The 17,505-nt window shown below is 75.5% G+C and carries 13 protein-coding genes; 4 read left to right on the top strand and 9 right to left on the bottom strand.

All coding sequences use genetic code 11. From position 1 onward, the window contains the following. Nucleotides 1–88 precede the first annotated feature (88 nt). On the top strand, nucleotides 89–1,618 hold the full coding sequence (locus EDJALFJO_RS28565) for a trimethylamine methyltransferase family protein (protein WP_255392595.1): 1,530 nt from the start codon (nucleotides 89–91) through the stop codon (nucleotides 1,616–1,618). A 389-nt stretch (nucleotides 1,619–2,007) separates the two neighbouring features. Here the strand turns inward: EDJALFJO_RS28565 and EDJALFJO_RS28560 are convergent, their stop codons facing one another. The 4 genes from EDJALFJO_RS28560 to EDJALFJO_RS28545 all read right to left on the bottom strand — a co-directional run bounded on the left by EDJALFJO_RS28560 (nucleotide 2,008) and on the right by EDJALFJO_RS28545 (nucleotide 5,940). Then, the gene (locus EDJALFJO_RS28560) at nucleotides 2,008–3,885 is read right to left on the bottom strand and encodes an HNH endonuclease signature motif containing protein (RefSeq protein WP_088289724.1); all 1,878 of its coding nucleotides are present in this window, start codon (nucleotides 3,883–3,885) and stop codon (nucleotides 2,008–2,010) included. Between the two features lie 94 nt (nucleotides 3,886–3,979). Continuing rightward, a complete protein-coding gene (locus tag EDJALFJO_RS28555) occupies nucleotides 3,980–4,348 on the bottom strand; it encodes a hypothetical protein (RefSeq protein ID WP_088289723.1) in 369 nt (122 codons plus the stop codon). A gap of 41 nt (nucleotides 4,349–4,389) precedes the next feature. Next, nucleotides 4,390–5,265, bottom strand: a complete 876-nt coding sequence (locus EDJALFJO_RS28550; RefSeq protein ID WP_088289722.1) for an SDR family oxidoreductase — start codon at nucleotides 5,263–5,265, stop codon at nucleotides 4,390–4,392. A 54-nt stretch (nucleotides 5,266–5,319) separates the two neighbouring features. Continuing rightward, nucleotides 5,320–5,940 (bottom strand): hypothetical protein, encoded by a 621-nt coding sequence (locus tag EDJALFJO_RS28545; RefSeq protein ID WP_088289721.1) that lies wholly within the window; start codon nucleotides 5,938–5,940, stop codon nucleotides 5,320–5,322. Nucleotides 5,941–6,405: 465 nt separating this feature from the next. Between EDJALFJO_RS28545 and EDJALFJO_RS28540 the strand changes: the two genes are divergently transcribed. Genes EDJALFJO_RS28540 through EDJALFJO_RS28530 form a run of 3 tightly spaced genes read left to right on the top strand, consistent with a single transcriptional unit; the run spans nucleotide 6,406 to nucleotide 10,284 of the window. Further along, complete coding sequence (locus EDJALFJO_RS28540) at nucleotides 6,406–8,721, top strand: bifunctional diguanylate cyclase/phosphodiesterase (RefSeq protein WP_088289720.1); 2,316 nt, start codon at nucleotides 6,406–6,408, stop codon at nucleotides 8,719–8,721. Further along, a complete protein-coding gene (locus EDJALFJO_RS28535; RefSeq protein WP_088289719.1) occupies nucleotides 8,718–9,428 on the top strand; it encodes a DUF5317 domain-containing protein in 711 nt (236 codons plus the stop codon). Before EDJALFJO_RS28540 ends, EDJALFJO_RS28535 begins: the two co-directional genes overlap by 4 nt. 43 nt (nucleotides 9,429–9,471) lie before the next feature. Beyond that, nucleotides 9,472–10,284 (top strand): MBL fold metallo-hydrolase, encoded by an 813-nt coding sequence (locus tag EDJALFJO_RS28530; protein ID WP_088289718.1) that lies wholly within the window; start codon nucleotides 9,472–9,474, stop codon nucleotides 10,282–10,284. A 51-nt stretch (nucleotides 10,285–10,335) separates the two neighbouring features. Here the strand turns inward: EDJALFJO_RS28530 and EDJALFJO_RS28525 are convergent, their stop codons facing one another. From EDJALFJO_RS28525 to EDJALFJO_RS28510, 5 genes are all read right to left on the bottom strand, one after another. After that, entirely contained in the window at nucleotides 10,336–11,001 is a 666-nt protein-coding gene (locus tag EDJALFJO_RS28525) for a hypothetical protein (protein WP_198950731.1), read from the bottom strand. A gap of 60 nt (nucleotides 11,002–11,061) precedes the next feature. Next, nucleotides 11,062–11,808, bottom strand: a complete 747-nt coding sequence (locus EDJALFJO_RS28520; RefSeq protein WP_158220600.1) for a YcnI family protein — start codon at nucleotides 11,806–11,808, stop codon at nucleotides 11,062–11,064. A gap of 29 nt (nucleotides 11,809–11,837) precedes the next feature. After that, nucleotides 11,838–13,523: a copper resistance protein CopC gene (locus tag EDJALFJO_RS28515; protein WP_158220599.1), complete on the bottom strand. Its 1,686-nt coding sequence runs from the start codon at nucleotides 13,521–13,523 to the stop codon at nucleotides 11,838–11,840. Next, on the bottom strand, nucleotides 13,520–14,203 hold the full coding sequence (locus EDJALFJO_RS34605) for a hypothetical protein (protein ID WP_158220598.1): 684 nt from the start codon (nucleotides 14,201–14,203) through the stop codon (nucleotides 13,520–13,522). The genes EDJALFJO_RS28515 and EDJALFJO_RS34605 overlap by 4 nt, the downstream gene beginning before the upstream one ends. Before the next feature lie 347 nt (nucleotides 14,204–14,550). Continuing rightward, entirely contained in the window at nucleotides 14,551–17,496 is a 2,946-nt protein-coding gene (locus EDJALFJO_RS28510) for a BTAD domain-containing putative transcriptional regulator (protein WP_158220597.1), read from the bottom strand. Between the last annotated feature and the right edge of the window lie 9 nt (nucleotides 17,497–17,505).

Below are 17,505 nucleotides of genomic sequence, written 5' to 3'. Positions count from 1 at the left end.
GATGCAGCTGTGGTGATGTTCCATATCATGGAACCGGCGTTCTATAAGTGAAGCGTAGGATCAGCCCGCTCGGAGGGTCAAGGGATCGATCGGCCGCCGTGCGCCCAGACTTCAGCCCGAAGCCCTTCCGGACCTCGCCCCCGCGTCGTCCGCAGCCCGTCAGCTCCAGGAGGTGCGGATGTTCCGCAACGCCATGCCGCGGTACGAGATCCTGTCGCAGGAGTCGCTCGCCGTCCTCGACAAGGGCTGGCGTCGGCTCGTGTCCGACATCGGCGTGGAGTTCCTGTCGGACCGGGCGCTCGACCTGTTCCGGGCGGCGGGGCAGAAGGTCGATGACAACAACGTCCGGTTCGACCCGGACTTCATCCTCGAGCAGGTCGCCAAGGCGCCCCGCGAGTTCGACATCCAGGCGCGGAACCCGGAGAAGTCGGTCCACATCGGCGGCGACTCGATGGCCTTCGGCGGGGTGTACGGCCCGCCCTTCGTCCGGGAGGGCGAGGTCCGCCGGGACGCGACCATGGACGACTTCCGCAACTTCACCAAGCTCGCCCAGTCGTTCTCGATGCTCGACTCCGCCGGTGGTGTCATCTGCGAGCCGAACGACGCGCCGCTCGACTCGCGGCACCTCGACATGATCTACGCGCTGCAGACCCTCACCGACAAGATCTACATGGGCAACGTCGTCTCCGGGGTCAACGCCCGCGACACCCTCGCGATGACCGACATCCTCTTCGGCGGCCGGGCGAACATCGAGGCCACGCCGGCGACGATCTCCCTCATCAACTGCAACTCGCCGCTGCGGTGGGACGACCGGATGCTCGACGCGCAGTTCGAGTACAGCGCGGCGAACCAGCCCGTCGTCATCACGCCGTTCCTGCTCATGGGGGCGATGTCGCCGGTGTCGATCCCCGCGACCCTGGCCCAGCAGATGGCCGAGGCGCTCACCGGCATCACCCTGAGCCAGCTCATCCGGCCCGGCAGCCCGGTCGTCTTCGGGTCGTTCCTGTCGAACATCGACATGCAGTCCGGCAGCCCGCAGTTCGGGACGCCGGAGTCGGCCGTCGGGCTGCTCTGCACCGGGCAGATCGCGCGCCACTTCGGCCTGCCCGTGCGCTCGGGCGGCGCGCTCACGTCGTCCCAGGTGCCCGACGCGCAGGCGGCGTACGAGGGCCTCATGACGATGCTCCCGTCGTTCCTCGCGGGCATCAACTGGGTCATGCACACCGCGGGCTGGCTCGACGGCGGCCTCGTGGCGTCGTACGAGAAGTTCGTCATCGACATGCAGATCCTCGAGATGCTCCAGGCCGAGTTCACGCCGCTGGAGTTCACCGAGGAGAACCTGGCGTTCGGGGCGCACGAGGAGGTCGGCCACGGCGGGCACTTCCTCGGTGCCGCGCACACGATGGAGCGCTTCCGGACGTGCTTCTACCGGCCGTTCCTCTCGTCCTCGGACAACTACGACCGCTGGATGCGCAACGGCGCCAAGGACGCGGCGGCCCGGGCGAGCGACGTCTGGCGCAAGAAGCTCGACGAGTACGAGCAGCCGCCGATCGACGAGGCGGTCCGCGAGGAGCTCGAGGCGTACGTGACCCGGCGCCGGGCCGAGCTGGGGGACTGAGACCGGGCGGTGTCGGGCCGCAGTGCGCTGCTCCCTGAGCGCCGCTGCGGCAGACTCCGGCCATGCGTTCGACGACGGTGCCCGGCGACAACGGTGCCGGCCTGCACGTGGGCGTCACCGGTGAGGGACCCGACGTCGTCGTCCTGTCCGGCGGCCCTGGATGCGTGCACTACCTCGAGGACGACCATCTCGTGCCGCGCGGGGTGCGCGCCTGGCACCCGGAACCCCGCGGCTGCTCCCGCACGGACGGTTCGTCGACATCGCCGGAGTGCCGCACGACCCGTGGTTCACCCATCCGAGCATCTGGGTCGAGGCCGTCACGGCTGCGTGCCACGAGACCGCAGGCAGGTGGACGTCGTCAGTCCGTCGCTCCGTGGTGCCGCGGTCGGTCAGAACGGTGGCAGGTCCTCGGCGACGTCCGGACCGACGGCCACCCGTCCACGCAGACGCAGCCCGGGCGGCACCGGTCCGGGAGCCAGCGGCGTGTGGGGGAGTGCGGTGTAGGCGCGGCCGGTGCGGGTGGTCCAGGTGGTGGTGCCGGGTGGGTCGCGCGGGTCGTTGCGTTGTTCGGGGACGAGGAGTCCGGCGGTCTTGAGTCGGTGGCATGCGCGGCAGAGCGGCCGCACGTTGCAGGCGCAGGTGGCTCCGCCCTGTGCGTAGGGGATCTGGTGGTCCAGATCGCAGCGCCAGGAGGCCTTGTCGCAGTGGGGTGCGGTGCAGGTCGGGAATGCGTGCTCGACGAGCAGCTTGAGTCGTTCGCTGGTGACGTAGCCGGGGCTGAAGGTGTTCTTCCCGACCCCGAGGACGGTGCCGTGCTGCCCGTCGACGACGAGGCAGCGGAAGACGCCGTTCGTGGCAAGGTCGCGGATGGCGTCGGCGGGGATCGGGCCGTAGCCCTGCAGGGTGCCGGGGTCGTCGACCAGGCCCATGAGGGTCTCGGCGGAGACGGTGATGTTGACGGTGACCTGGACGTCGGGCCAGGTGGTGGTGAACCACGGCGGCACGGACTCCTGGTCAGCGTCTCCGCTCGCCGGACGAACGCCATCAGGTGGCGTCGGAGTCGGCGGCTGCGGCTGCGGCGTCGCGGTGGTGTCCGTCCGGGCGCAGCCGGCCGGAACCGGCAGCACGTCCGCGGGGACGGGGAGGTAGCCGCTGGTGCAGCCGGTGACGAGCAGGTCGTGGCGGAGCTGGTCCAGGGTGCGCGGGTCCCCGTTGGCCCGCAGGTAGCGGGCTGCGGCGTCGAGGCCGTTGTAGGCGGCGGTGATCGCCTCACCGGGGCCGACCGCGGTGAACAGGGCTTCGCCGTCGTCACTGGTCTGGATGCTCACCCGGCGGCCCTTGCGGTGCCGCTCGCGGCGCTTGGCCTCCGCTTCGGCGTCGACGGCGAGGACCGCGTTCGTCAGGGCCTTCTCGAACCGTCGGGTGCCGCCGTCCAGCACACCCCGCGTCGCATAGACGAGCCTCTCGACCGCCTGCGCGGCCTCGGTGCTCAGGCCGCGGGTGCGACCGAGGACGAGGCGGAGCCGGGGCCAGTCGAGCCGGCCCTGCTGCAGCACCTGCGCCGTCAAGGGCAGCTTCTCGTCGATGACCAGCACGATCGCGGTCTCGACGAGGTAGTCGGCCTTGCTGAGGGTGATCCCGGCGGCGCAGGCGATCTCGGTGGCGACGCAGCCGTCGACCAGGACGTCCTGGTCGTCCATGTGCCGCCGGCCCGAGCGGGTCTTGCGGGGCAGCGACGGAGTGTTCCCGGAGCGGGCGGTGACCAGCTTCGCGGCATGGGCGACTTGCAGCCAGAGCAGGTGGTTCTGCAGCCGGTGCAGGGCGGCGGCGCCGGAGAGCGACGCGTCCTGCAGGACGTCGACGAACCCGTCGACCCCGGCCTGCTGCGCCGTCCACGCCGGCGCCCTGTCGAGGACCTCCAGTGCCGCCGCGAGCGACCCGAGCCCGGGCGCACCGTCCAGCAGCGACCGCCGCTCGACGGCGTCCCGCCGGTCGTCCGCAGCGACCTGCTCGTACAGGGCGCCGAGTTCGGTGTTCCAGTCTCGCTGTGCAGCGACCGGGTCCGCCCACCACTCGTCGACCAGACGCTCGGCATGAGCGTCCGCGAGCGCGCGCTGCAGCTCCTGCTCGTCGCTCGGGCAGTCCGCGAGATCGGCTGCACTCAAGCAGATCTCTCCATGGAGCGGGTCCGCAGGCAGCGGGGCGTCGACGCCCGAACCGACGGTGTCACCGCCCGAACCGACGTGCTGCCAGCATGTCTCCGCCATGTTCCGATCCTATCGAACTTCGGAACGAGAGTCGAACACCAGTTCGAATGCGAACGGAGTCTGTGTGCGGACGACGCGCCGCGGCCGGCCACGCCTATGCGAAGAAGTCCGCGCCTTCCTGGCCGGTCGGGTCCGCCGACAGGAAGTCCTCGTGCAGGCCCGCAAGATCATGGGCATCTCCGAGGACGACGCGTCCGCGCTCGTCCTCGACCGCGGGCACCAGCACCCACCCGGGACTGCCCGGCGGGGCCTCCTTCGGCCCGTGGGCGTCCAGCAGGGACAGCGCACCGAAGAGCGCGTCGTACGCCGAAGCCTGCATGGCAGCCACGACGTCGTCGGACGCCGCGCCGGCCCGGAGCGCCCTGCCGGCAGCAGGCACGTTGCCGATCGTCTCGGCCCGCCACCCACGGATGTCCTGCCACAGGCACTGAAGCAGCAGCTCGCGGGAGTTCTCGACAGGCATGGCACAAGCCTGTCAGTCGTGGGGGCATGGCCGCGTGCGCCCTACGAGACCCCGCGCGCGGCATCGTCGGCGGCCCCGCCCGCACCGACGGCCCGCACCGACGCCTGACCGGCGTAGGACGCGGCCGCTCCCGCGGCGGCCTTGCGGCCGGCGGCCGACATGAGCGCGGGCAGCAGCCCGCGGACCGGGGCGACGGCCCCGACCCACCGCGGGAAGTACACGTGCCGACGCCGGTGCTCGATGCCGTCGGCGAGCGCCCGTGCGGCCTGCTCGACCGAGTAGGTGCGGTTGAACGGCGGCGGGAGCTTCTGCCGGGCGCCGGCGCCCGGGCTGCTCGCGTCGGCGCCGCGGACCATGTCGGTGTCGGTCCACGACAGGTAGGCGATGCCGACCCCGACGCCCTGGTGGGCGACCTCGGCGCCGACCGCGTGCGCGAAGGCCTCGACGCCGGACTTGCTCGCGCAGTAGGCGGCCATCATCGGCGACGTGGCGATCGCGGCGAGCGAGGCGATCTGGAGCAGGTACCCGCGGCGGTCGACGAGGTGCGGTCCGAACGCCCGCGCCGTCCGGACCGAGCCGAGCAGGTTCACCTCGACGACGCGGTCGAACGCCTCGGCGTCCGTCGTGAGGAACGGCCCGCCGACGGCGATGCCGGCGTTCGCGACGACGACGTCGGGCGCGCCGAGGGACTCGGCGACCTCGGCGGCGACGACGGAGAGCCGGCTGCCGTCCGTGACGTCGGCCTCCCACCAGCGGGCCCGCGGCCCGCAGAGCGCGGTGACGCGGGTGAGCTCGTCGGGCTCGTGACCGACGAGGGCCGGGACGGCGCCGCGCGCGGCGAGTTCCCGGGCGAGGGCGGCACCGATGCCGCGGGCGGCCCCGGTGATGACGACCGTCCGGCCGGCGAGCACGCTCATGCCCGCGATCCTGCCAGTCGCGTCCCGCGGGCGCCGGTGCGGCCGGCGGGTGGGTCAGCGGGTGCGGTGCTCGGTCGCCGCGGGGGCGTCGTCCGGCAGCGGCTCGAGGAGCCCGAGCAGGTCGGGGTCCCAGACGAGCAGGTCGACCGGGCCGCCGTTCGTGCGGAGCAGGCGCACGTAGCCCGACTGCGGCAGGCCTGGGCACCACGAGGGCACGAAGCGCAGGCCGATGATCTCGCTGTGCCGCCAGCCGCGCGGGGAGACCTCGTCGGTGCAGAAGAGCGACGGCACCCAGCGCCAGCCGTGCTCGGTGACGTGGATCGCCCCCATGACGACCGTCTCGGGCCAGCCGTCGGGCTGCGGCCGGCCGCGCGCGGTGCTGCGGCCGATCCCGGCCCGGACGACCGGGTGCCGGGCGGCGCGCCGCCGGGCCCGCCACCAGCGGGTGCGGACGGTGCCCCAGAGCCAGGTCCCGCCGCTCGTGAGGGCGAACAGCACGGGGAGGACGAGGAAGCGCTCGGAGACCAGGGCGAGGACGACGGACAGGGTGGCGGACGCCGTCCAGGCCTCGGCGAGCAGCCGGTGACCCGACTCGCGGCGGCGTGCCCACTCGGGCAGCGCGGCGTACGGCGTGAGCGGCGGGACGGCCGCCCGGCCGGGGTGCGTCTCGTCCATGGTGACCTCCGGTGCGGACCTCCGGCGTCCGTCCATCCTCCGCAACCGGGCGGCGGACTCCCCGGGGCGAACGTCCCGCCGGGCCCGCAGGCCGCGACCGAAACCGATCACTACTGAAAGTGATCACCCGTTCGTCCCCCTATGCGCTCACAGAGTGAGGAATCAATAACGGTATGTCTCCAAACCGGTAGCGGCGGCCCTGGATCCCTTCTATATGTATGCAGGCGGTCACGTCGTGACTGCGGAGTGTGTAGTCCGTTCGGAGGAGAGGGAGCGTCATGACTCGGGCAGTTCTGCTTCGAGCATCGGGTGCGCTGCTGACGATGGTCGCCCTCGTGGCGACCGTGGGAGCCGGGGTGAAGTGGTGGTGAGTACCCGCCGTCGGATCGTCGCGCGCGTGGTCTGCGCGTCCGGGACCCTGGTGACCCTCACGGCCGTCGCGGCCGTCGTCGGCGCCGGGAAGAAGTGGTAGCGGACACCCGCTCGCAGCCCGCGGAACCCGGGGCTGCGGGCCCCGGGTCCGCGGGTGTCGCACGACCGGTCGCCCCGCCGCACCCCCGGCGGGCGGTCACCGGGTACGTCGTCGTCCTCACCGTGACGGCGGTGCTGCTCACCGTCCCGCTGCTGTGGGTGCAGATCCCCAGGCTGCCGACGTCCGGGCACCTCCTCGCGCACCTCGTCGCGTTCACCGCGCTCCTCGTCCTCTCCGAGCAGCGGCCGCTCACGCTGGCCCGCCGGGACGGCGAGCTCGACCAGATCACGGTCTCCTCGACGTGGGCGCTCGCGCTGACGATCTGCGGCCCGCTCGCGCTCGTCGTCCTCGCGCAGGGCCTGTCCGTCGCCCTCGACGACCTGCTGCGCCGGCGCGGCCTGCTGCGAATGGCCTTCAACGTCGCCCAGTACGTCGTGACCCTGTGCGCCGCCCGGGCCGCCTACTCGCTCGTCACCGGGCACGGGCTGCTCGACGTCCACAGCCCGTTCTCGCCGTCGGACATCCCCGGCACCGTCGTCGCGGCCCTCGTCTTCTTCCTCGTGAACAACGGCGCCGTCGCGCTCGTCGTCGCGCTCGACCAGCGGCTGCCGGCGCTCGACGTGCTCCGCGAGGACGTGCGCGTCCAGGGCATGACGTCGGCGATCCTGCTCGGCCTCGCGCCGGTCGCCGTCGTCGTCGCGGACTTCTCGCTGTGGATGCTCCCGATGCTCGTCCTGCCGCTGCTCGGCGTGCAGCGCAGCGCGTGGGTCGCGGCCCGGCGCCAGTTCGAGGCGCTCCATGACGGCCTCACCGGCCTCGCGAACCGGATCCTCTTCCACCACCGCACCGACCGCGCGCTCGTCGCCGGCCGCGGCAGCGACGGGTACGTCGCCGTCATGCTCCTCGACCTCGACCACTTCAAGGAGGTCAACGACACCCTCGGCCACCACGTCGGCGACGACCTCCTGCGCCAGGTCGCCGAGCGCGTCGGGGCGGCCCTGCCGGAGGGCGTGACGCTCGCCCGTCTCGGCGGCGACGAGTTCGCCGTCCTGCTGCCGGACGCCGGCCCGGTCGAGGACGTCCTCACCGCCGCCGAGCGGGTCGCGACGGTGCTGCACACGCCGGTCCTCGCGGACGGCGTCCGGATCGGTGTCCAGGCGAGCATCGGCATCGCGCACCAGCCGGTCGCCCAGGCGACCCGGGACCTGCTGCTCCAGCAGGCCGACATCGCGCTCTACCGGGCCAAGGAGAACCGCGGCGAGATCCAGGTCTACCGGCCGGAGATCGACCAGCACACCGTGCAGCGGCTCAGCCTGCTCGCCGACCTGCACGCGGCCGTCGGGCGCGGCGAGTTCCGGCTCGTCTACCAGCCGCAGGTCGACACCCGCACCGGCCGCGTCGTCGCCGTCGAGGCGCTCCTGCGCTGGCACCACCCCTCGCAGGGCGTCGTCCCGCCGGACGTCTTCGTGCCGCTCGCCGAGCAGAGCGGCGTCGTCGCCGCGCTCACCCGGGCCGCGCTGGCCGAGGCGCTCACGACGCTGGCGCTGCTGCACGCGTCCGGGCACCGGGTCGAGATGGCCGTGAACATCTCCGCCCGGCTGCTGTCCGACCTCGAGCTGCCACGGATGGTCCGCGACCTCATCGACGCGCGCGGCGTCCCCGCGACGTGCGTGACCATCGAGGTCACCGAGTCGACGATCTCCGCGGACCCCCGCCGCGCGATGCAGGTGCTCAAGGAGCTGCGGGACACCGGGATGCGCGTCGCCGTCGACGACTTCGGCACCGGCTACTCGTCGCTGTCGTACCTGCGCCGGCTGCAGCCCGACGAGCTCAAGGTCGACCGCTCCTTCGTCACCCACATGCTGGACGACGAGAACAACGCGGTCATCGTCCGGTCGACCGTCGAGCTCGGGCACGGACTGGGCCTGTCCGTCGTCGCCGAGGGCGTCGAGGACGACAAGACCTTCGCCCGGCTGCGCGAGCTCGGCTGCGACCGGGTGCAGGGCTTCCTCGTCGCGCGTCCGATGAGCGTCGCCGCGCTCAAGGTGTGGCTCGACTCCGCGTCCCAGGCCGGCTGGCGGGCCGCGGCGCAGTCGGCGGCCCGAGGCCGGGGCGTCCGGCCCGCCGCCGGTGCCTGGCCGGACGGCGCGGTGCCCGGCGCCGCCGCCCCGCGCGACCTCGTCGACCTCAGCGCCGCCGAGGTCGTCGCCGCGGAGGCGGTCGCTGCGGACCTCGTCCGGGCCGCGACCCGGCTGCCGGTGACCAAGCCGTTGCCGCTCGCGGACGTCCTCTCCTTCGAGACCCGGTGATCGTCCCCGTCTGCGCGCTGCTCGCGGTCCTCGTGCCGCTGCTCGTGGGCGGTCGGCTCCGCGGGTTCGCGGTGCTGCGGCTGCGCCGGACCGAGGTGGTCAGCGCCGCGTTCGTCGTGCAGTTCGCCGCGGTCTCCGTGCTGCCCGGCCCGCGCGTGCTGCTCGTGGCCCTGCATGTCGGCTCGTACCTCGCCGCCGGGGCGTTCGTCGTCGTCAACCGCCGGGTGCCGGGGATCGTCGTCCTCGGGCTCGGAGCGCTCTCCAACGGGCTGACGATCGCGCTCAACGGCGGCACCCTGCCCGCGTCGTCCGCCGCGCTCGCCCGGGCCGGCATGCTCGAGGCGGAGACGCTCGGCGCCGCAGCGGGCCTGGCGAACTCGGGCATCGTCGCCGACCCGCGGCTGGCGCTGCTCGGCGACGTGTTCGCGGTGCCCGCCGGCTGGCCGCTCGCCAACGTCTTCAGCGTGGGGGACCTGCTCATCGTGCTCGGCGCCGGCTGGGCCTCGCTGCGCATCTGCGGCACCCGCTGGTCGGCCCCCTGGGAGGGGCGGGCGAGCGGGCACGCCAAGGGCCGGCACCTCGAAGGGCTGCTCGCCCGACCGGCGCAGGAGCCCGCTGCCGCGCGCCCGCGCCCGCCGGCCCGCCGGGTGGCCGCCCGCCGGGGAGGCGTCACCGGCTGGGCACCGCCGACCGCCCTCACCGGCTGACGCACCGGTCGACGGGCGACGCGGCCGCGGTTACCGTCACCCGATGGGAACCTCGCAGCCCGGCCCCGGACCCTCCCGGCGCCAGGTCGTCCTCGGCCTCGGCGGCGGCGGCTTCGCGCTCGCGCTCCTCGGCGCCTGCTCGTCCGACGGGTCGGGCGCCGGACCGGCGACGGGTTCCCCCGCAGGGACCGCGGGCGCTGCGGCACCTGGGACGCCGGCTGCCCCTGAGCCGTCGTCCGCCCCCGCGAGCAGCCTGGCGGCCGGTGTCGACGGCGCACCCGGCTGGGCACGCGTCAACCTCGGGTTCGTCTCCGCCTACGTCCTCGTCCGCGGCCGCGAGGTGGCAGTCGTCGACACCGGCGTCGCGGGCAGCGCCGACGCGATCGGTGCCGTGCTCGACGCGGCGGGGCCCGGCTGGGCCGGGGTGCGGCACGTCGTCCTCACCCACCACCACCCCGACCACGCCGGCAGCCTGCCCGACGTCCTGGCCCGCGCGTCCGGCGCGACCGGCTACGTCGGCGCCGCCGACCTCGAGCAGGTCCCCGCCGGCCCGCGACCGCTCACCCCGCTTGAGGACGGTGCCGAGGTGTTCGGGCTGCAGCTCGTCGGGACGCCCGGGCACACCGCCGGGCACATGAGCGTCTTCGACCCGGAGACCGGCGTGCTCGTCGCGGGCGACGCGATCCGGAACACCGACGGCCTCCAGGGATCCAGCCCGCCGAACACCGCGGACCCCGCGGCGGCGCAGGCCTCCGTCGGGCGGCTCGCGCGGCTGCCCGTGCGGGCGGTGCTCTTCGGGCACGGCGACCCGCTGACGACGGACGTCGTCGCGGCCCTGAGGAAGCTCGCGGGCTGACCCGCGCCGGGCAGGGCAGGCAGAGCAGGGCACGTCGGGCGGGCGGGCCTGTCAGGCGAAGGCGAACAGGCGCGTCCCGGGGGCCGGCGGGGCGGCGTCCACGGTGCCGGCCGGGCGCCGGTGCACCCCGACCCGGAAGCGCGCGTCGTCGGGCGCGGTGAACGACACCTCGGTGAGCCCGGCACGCACGCACCGGCGCCGGATCACCTGGGCCTGCTCGTTGCCGTCGCCGCCGCGGCCGCGGGTCCACAGGACGACGCCGTCGTCGGCGAGCATCCCGGGCAGTGCGTCCACGGTGCGCCTGACGTCGTCCGGGGGGACGTTGCCGAAGACCCCGCACACGAGCAGGACGTCCGCGGGCAGGTGGTCGAGGTAGGTGTCGACCGGGCCGGCGTCGGTCCCGCGCACCTCGACGCGCGTGAGCCCGAGCGCGTCGACGGCCTCCCGGGCGGCCGCGACGAGCGCGCCGTCGAGCTCGACGAGGAGCACGCGGACGTCGTCCCGCCGCGGGTGCTCCGCGAGGACCGGCAGGACGTCGCGGCCGTCCCCGGCGCACAGGCTCACGAGCGTGTGCGGCGCCGCTCCCGGCAGCCGGGCCGGCAGGTCGTCGAGCGCACGCCGGACCTGCTCCCGGACCACCTCGAGCCGCCGTGACAGCGACGACCCGGGCCGGTCGTAGGCGGCGTGCCAGGCGACCCAGTCGTGCTGCTTCACCACGACGTCTTCACCACGACGTCTTCACCACGACGACTTCACCACGACGACTTCACCACGACGTCACGCGGACCGGCGCCCGGTGCGCCAGAACGCGACCGCGCCGAGCACGGCACCGACCGCACCCAGCACGAGGCCGGCGATCCCGTACGCCCCCGGCCCGTCGCCGGAGCCGCCTCCGGCAGCGTCCCCCGCGGCGTCCCCCGACGTGCCGGACGCCGCCGTCCCCGCCCCGGCGGCCTCGCCGTCGGCCGCGGCCCGCAGCGTGAGCCGCGGCGCGGGGCTCTCCGGCGGGTTCGCCGGGTCGGTCACCGGGTCGACCCAGCTCTCGCTCGTCCCGTTCGCGTACGTCTGGACCGTCGGGAAGGCCAGGCTGTCGGCGTCCGGCAGCGGCCCGACGAGGAGCTGGAACGCCTGGAACCCGCCGACCGGGATCCCCTTCGTGCCCTTGTCCGCGGTCCACGTCACGGTCGCGACGCCGCGGGTGATCGCGCCGTCGTCCGTCGTGACCGGCGCGTCGAGGTCGACCTCGCTCGTCGTCACCGTCCAGCCCGCCACGGGCGCCGGCAGCACCGAGCCGAGCGGTGTCCTCGACGGCAGCTTGACCTCGACCTTGACGGTCGTCGAGTCGTCCGCCTCGTTCGGCACCCGGAAGGTCAGCAGCACGTCCTGCGCGCCGCGGCGGTCGTCGTCGGCGCTCACGGTGACGTGCGCGGCGGCCGGGCCCGCGACGACCGCGAGGGCCAGGGTCAGCGCGGCGACCGCGCCGGCACGGCGGGCGCTGCGGGAACGGCGGGACGGGGCGGGCATCGGCTCTCCTGCGCAGGGGTCCGCGGGCGTCATCCGCGGACGTCGATCGTCGTCGTCGCGATGTAGGCGGTCGTCGCGTCGGTGAGCACCCGGACCGACACCGACCAGGCGCCGGCGGCCGGGATGACGACGGCGTCCGTCGTCCCGTGCCCGGGCGTGAGCACCGGCAGGTCGACGCGCACCGGGCCCAGGCCCGCCGCCTTCTGCGTCAGCGACGCCGTCGCCGACTCGAAGGGCAGCGGGTCGCCGAAGTCGGTGAACGTGTAGACGTGCATCGCGGTGAGGCCGGAGCGGGTGCTGTCGAGGTCGAGCAGCACGGTGATCTCCTTGCCCTCGACGTCCACGGCCTTCAGTGTCCTGGAGAAGGGCGTGTCGAACGAGTCCCGGGCCGGCACCGTGCCGACGAGCGTCGCCGTGACCGCGAGGACGAGCACGCCGACGACGGCCTCGGTCGCCACCCGGGAGCGCACCCGCAGCGCGGTCTGCGCGGTGTCCGGGCCGCGGCCGGCGAGCCGGGTGACGAGCGAGCGGGCGCTCGCCGCGACGACGAGCATGACGACGACGAGGGCGACCTTGGCGAGCAGGAGGCGGCCGTACGTCGTCCCGGTGAGCGCGGCCCGTTCGCCGACCTCGCGCCACGCCTGGAAGAGCCCGGTGCCGACGATCACGGCGACGGCGCCGGCCGCCGTCCGCGACCAGCGGGGGAGCACGGCCGACAGGTCGGGTCGCGGGTCGCCCGGCGCCGGGCGGACGAGGACGACGAGCAGCAGCGTCGCGAGGCCGCCGAGCCACACCGACGCCGCGCCGGCGTGGAACGCGTCCGCGGCGACCGCGAGCGGGACGAGCCGGCCCTGGCCGGCGTGCTCGGCGAGCGAGAACGTCAGCAGCAGGATCCCGCCGAGGCCCGCGAGCGGCGCGACGACCGTGCGGTCCCCGTCGAGCCGGCGCAGCAGCGGGACCGCGAGCGCGAGCAGGACCAGGCGCATGAGCAGCAGCTGCCCGTACCGGGTGGACAGGGTCGTCCCGACGAGGTCGGGGTCGAGGAGCGAGGTGAGCGACAGGCCCGCGCCGTAGGGGCCCTGGACGACGAACAGGGCCAGCGTCGTGCCGAGGGAGGCCCACCACGACGCGGTGACGAGTGAGCGCGCCCGCCGCGAGCCGGTGCCGGCCGGCCAGACGGCGACGCAGAACACGACGCCCCCGACGAGGCCCGCGGCACCTGCGAGGGAGAGCGCACGGGCGGCGCCGTGGACGGCGACGGTGTCCGGCGAGGCGGCCGCGACGTCGGCCCGGACCGCGCCCGGCTGCACGCCGAGACCGAAGGAGAAGGTGCCGGCGATCGGGTGGCTGTCCGCGGAGACGACCCGGTAGACGACCGTGTACGTCCCGCGGGAGAGGCCGCCCTGGAGCCGGACGGTGACGACGTCCCCGGCGCCGTCCGGGTGCGACGGCGGCCCGGTGTCGACCCGGCGCCCGTTGCCGTCGAGCACCTGGACCGACCGGTCGGACAGGCCGACCCCCTCGGAGAACCGCAGCGTGACGGCGGTCGGCGCGGTCTCGACCCGGCTGCCCTGGACGGGCTCGGTGAGCCTGAGGTTCGCGTGCGCGGACGCAGCAGGGGCGCCGGCGACGAGCCAGGCCAGTGCGGCGACCACGGCCGCGAGCAGGGCGACCGCGCGCCGGGCCGGCCTCGCGGGGGCTGCGCGGCCGGTCACGGGCGGCCGGTCCGGGACCGGACGGCGAGGCCGACGGCCACGAGGGCGAGCAGGACGAGGCCGCCGACGACGGAGGGCGCGAGCCAGCCCGCGGTGGCCGAGGCCCCCGCCCAGGACAGGGCGCCCTCGACGGTGACGGGCGTGCCGTCGACGGTCATCCGGATCTTCCAGGTCGAGACCGGGTGCGGGTTGCCGGGGTCGGTGGCGACCTTGGGCGGGCGCTGCCGGGACATCCAGTGCGTGCGGTGGTCGGACCACGTGTACGTCGCGTCGTCGCTGACGTGCTTCCACACGACGGCCGTCGCGGACGGCGGCGGCGCCGGCGCGGCACCGAGGACGCGCACGGCGTTGAGCCGGGACGTCAGCGACGCGGTGTTCTCCTCGACGCCCTGCGGGCCGAACCGCAGGAACGGCTCGCCGCTGACTCCGGTGACCTCGACGGCCCGCCCGGTGCCGTTCGTCACCGTGACGGTCTCGCCGGTCCGCTCCACGCTCACGACGAGGCCGGGGACCTGCGGGGCGATCCCCGTGACGACGGAGCGGTAGAAGGGTGCGTCCGGCGTCATCCCGGCGTGCGCGGCGGCCGGGGCCGCCGGGAGGAGCAGGGCGCACACCGCGACGGCGAGCGCGCCGAGCCCGGCGACGACCCGCCCTGGTCGTCGCCCCGTGCGTGACCCCACGGGTCGCCCCTTCCTGCCCCTGGCCCGGACCGGCACCGTGCCGTGTCGAGAGTACGGAGCAGATCGCCGGCGGCGCACGCACCCGGGGGAGGTTTCCCCCGAATCGACGAGGGCACAGGCAGGAACACGCCCGGCGCGCGGGTTCTGGGCCGCGGCCGGACGTGCCCGGCACCGCCGCCGCAGGGGCGAGGACGGCGGTGCGCACCCCCTGCCGGCCCCCCGCCGGCCCTGGCCGCCGTCGCGCGGGGCCGGGTCCCCCGTGAACCCGGCCCCGACGACGGTTTCGTGGGGCCCGCCGATCCTGGGGGGCGTGGCTGAACCGGCGCTGAACCCGCGGCGCCGGGCGCTCAGCGCGAGGGAGGACCGGGCGCGAGGTGCTCGCGGACGACGCGCCGCGCCGTCCGCCACAGCGTGGCCAGGTCGGCGGCCGCGCCGGCCCGGCGGGCGGCCTCGGCGACGGGCCCGGGCAGCGCGGCCGCGGCCCGGTCCGCGATCCCGGCGACGACGAGCTCGCCGGACGACGCCTCGAGCGCCGCCCGCAGCGGCTCGGCGTGCCGGGCGAACCCGGCGAGCAGGTGGAGCGCGTCGGCCCAGGCGCCGGCGCCCGCGGCGACGGCGACGACGGCGCGGACGACGTCGAGCCGCAGGACGACGTCCTCGCCGCGTTCGGCGAGGTCGAGGGCGAGCGGCAGGTCGGCGGCCGCCCGCGCCGGGTCGCCGGTGAGCAGGGCCGCGGTGACCCGGTTCCCCAGCGGGTAGGCGACGAGGTGCGGGGCGACGTCCGCGAGCGCGGCGAAGTCCCACGGGGCGAGCAGCGCGACCGCCTCCGGACCGCGCCCGCTGAGCAGCATGACCTCGGACAGCCAGCCGACCGCGGTCGCCTCGTGGAGCTCCTCGTCGAGGTCGCGCATGAGGACGAGCGCCTGCTGCAGCCGGTCCGTCGCCGTGTCGTGCGCCCCGCGCTGGAGGGCGACCATGCCGAGCAGCGCGAGGAGCATCCCGGTGCCGGGGCCGGCCGCCGTGGCGAGGTGCGCGGCGACGGCGTCCTCGTGCGCGAGGGCCTGCGGGTCACCGGCGTAGGCGAGCCAGTACGCGACGAGGATCCGGGCCATGACGACCCGTTCGGGGTCGGCGCTCTCGCGGGCTGCCGCGAGCGAGGCCTGTGCGCTCTCGAGCCCGCGGCCGGCGGCACCGACGTCCCGGGCGAGCCGACTGCGCCACAGGTGCAGGTCGCAGCTGCGCGCGGCCGGCAGCACCGCCCGGCCGGGTGCGGCGTCGACGACGTCGAGCCAGCCGACGACCTCGCCGGCCCGGCCGGAGACGTCGCCGACGGGGGCCAGCGCGGCGACGAGGTCGGCGAGCAGCGGGGTGTCCCCGGCGTCCCGGGCCGCCGACAGCGCGGCCCTCAGGTTGTCGAGCTCGGCCGCGCCGGCCCGGGCCTGCGCGACGGACGCGATGTGCCGGGGCCGGTCGTCCATCGTCGCGGCGAGGGTGTCGGCGAGGTGGCGGGCGTGCGCCCGCTGCAGCGGTCCACGGTCCTGCGGCGGCAGCAGGTCCTGCGCGCACTCGCGGATCATGACGAGCATCCGCAGCCGGGACGGGTCCTGCCCGTCGAGGGTCACCAGGCTCGCGTCCCGCAGCTCGGCGACGACGTCGACGACCCGGCCGCCGAAGCTGCCGTCGTGGTCGCCGACGGCGACCGCGGCGTCGAGGGTGCAGCCGCCGCGGAACACCGACAGCCGGCCGAGCAGGCGACGGTCCTGTGCCGGGAGCAGGTCGGTGCTCCAGCGCACCAGCTCGCGCAGCGAGCGGTGCCGGTCGGCGGGGTCGGCCGCGGCGACGCCGGTGGCCTGCAGGTCGGCGGGGGCGGCGCGCAGCTGCGCAGCGATCGAGACGAGCGGCAGGACGGCGGCACGCGCCGCCGCGAGCTCCAGGGCCAGCGGGAGCCCGTCGAGGCTGCGGCAGATCTCCTGGACGGCGGGCCGGTGCGGTCCCGGGTCGGCCGGCAGGTCGCTGCGGACCGCGCGCACCCGGCTCCAGAAGAGCCGCTCGGCGGGGCCGAGGACGTCGTCCGGCACGGCGAGGGGGGCGAGGGCGTGCTGGTGCTCGCCGTGCACGCGCAGGACGGTGCGGCTCGTGACGAGGCACCGCAGGCCCTCGCACGCGGCGAGCAGCCTGGTCACGACCGGGGCCGCGGCGGGCAGGTGCTCGAGGTTGTCGACGACGAGCAGCAGGTGCTGGTCGCGCAGGTGGGCGGCGACGACGTCGAGCACGTCGGGGCCGACGTCCCACAGGCCGAGGGCGGACCCGATCGCGGCGGGCACGTCGGCCGGGTCGGTGAGCTCGGAGAGCGGCACCCAGACGGCACCGTCGTCGAAGGACCGCGCGAGCTGCGCGGCGAGGGCCAGCGCGAGCCGGGTCTTGCCGACCCCGCCCGGCCCGGTCACCGTGACGAGCCGGGCGTCCCCGAGGAGCAGGTCGCGGACGGCGTCCAGGTCGTCCTCGCGGCCGACGATCGGGTGCATCGGGGAGGGGGCCGCGCCGCGTCCGGCCGGCCGGCTCCCGGCGGGCGCCTGCAGGGCCACCGCGTGCGCGTCCTCGAGGAGGTCGCCCGGGTCGAGCCCGAGCTCCTCCCGCAGCGCCGTCCGGACCCTGCGGTAGGCCGCGAGCGCCTCGTCGCGCCGTCCGGCCGCCGCGAGCGCCAGGACGAGGAGCGACTGCAGCCGTTCGTCGAGCGGGTGCGTCGCCGCGAGCGGGAGCAGGTCCGGCAGGGCCTCGCCCGGCCGGCCGATGCCGACGAGCGCGTCGAGCCGGTCCAGGACGGCCTGCTCGCGGGCGGCCTCGAGCCGGCTGCGCTCGGCGAGCAGCCACGGTGCGTCGCCGTGGACCCCGCCGAGCGGTCCCGGCCAGCGTTCGAGCGCCGCATCGAGGAGCTCGACGGCCCGGTCCCCGGCGCCGCTCCGGCGGGCCTGGGCAGCCTCGGCGAGCAGCGCCTCGACGTGCGGGAGATCGACCTCGACGGCCGGGCCGAGCGCGTAGCCGTCGGCCGCCGTGACGACCGCGTCGTCGCCGAGGCGGCGGCGCAGCCGGCGGACGTACACCTGGACGGCGTTGCCGGCCGTCGCGGGCGGGGCGGCGCCCCAGAGGACGTCGGCGAGCCGGCCCGCGGGCACCGGGCGCCCGGCCGACACCGCGAGCGCGAGGAGCAGGACCGTCGCGTTCCCGGCGGGCAGCGGGAGCGGCGTCCCCGCGTCGTCGAAGGCCTCGACGACCCCGAGGACGGTGATCCGCACGAGCCCGTA

Source organism: Kineosporia sp. A_224 (assembly GCF_002198655.1).
Taxonomy (GTDB): Bacteria; Actinomycetota; Actinomycetes; order Actinomycetales; family Kineosporiaceae; genus R-H-3.
This window is presented reverse-complemented; position numbering and strand designations above follow the sequence as displayed.

Coding starts and splice junctions, on each gene's coding strand:
- EDJALFJO_RS28560 (WP_088289724.1), bottom strand. CDS start 3,885: ATGGCGGAGACATGCTGGCAGCACGTCGGTTCGGGCGGTGACACCGTC.
- EDJALFJO_RS28555 (WP_088289723.1), bottom strand. CDS start 4,348: ATGCCTGTCGAGAACTCCCGCGAGCTGCTGCTTCAGTGCCTGTGGCAG.
- EDJALFJO_RS28550 (WP_088289722.1), bottom strand. CDS start 5,265: ATGAGCGTGCTCGCCGGCCGGACGGTCGTCATCACCGGGGCCGCCCGC.
- EDJALFJO_RS28545 (WP_088289721.1), bottom strand. CDS start 5,940: ATGGACGAGACGCACCCCGGCCGGGCGGCCGTCCCGCCGCTCACGCCG.
- EDJALFJO_RS28530 (WP_088289718.1), top strand. CDS start 9,472: ATGGGAACCTCGCAGCCCGGCCCCGGACCCTCCCGGCGCCAGGTCGTC.
- EDJALFJO_RS28520 (WP_158220600.1), bottom strand. CDS start 11,808: ATGCCCGCCCCGTCCCGCCGTTCCCGCAGCGCCCGCCGTGCCGGCGCG.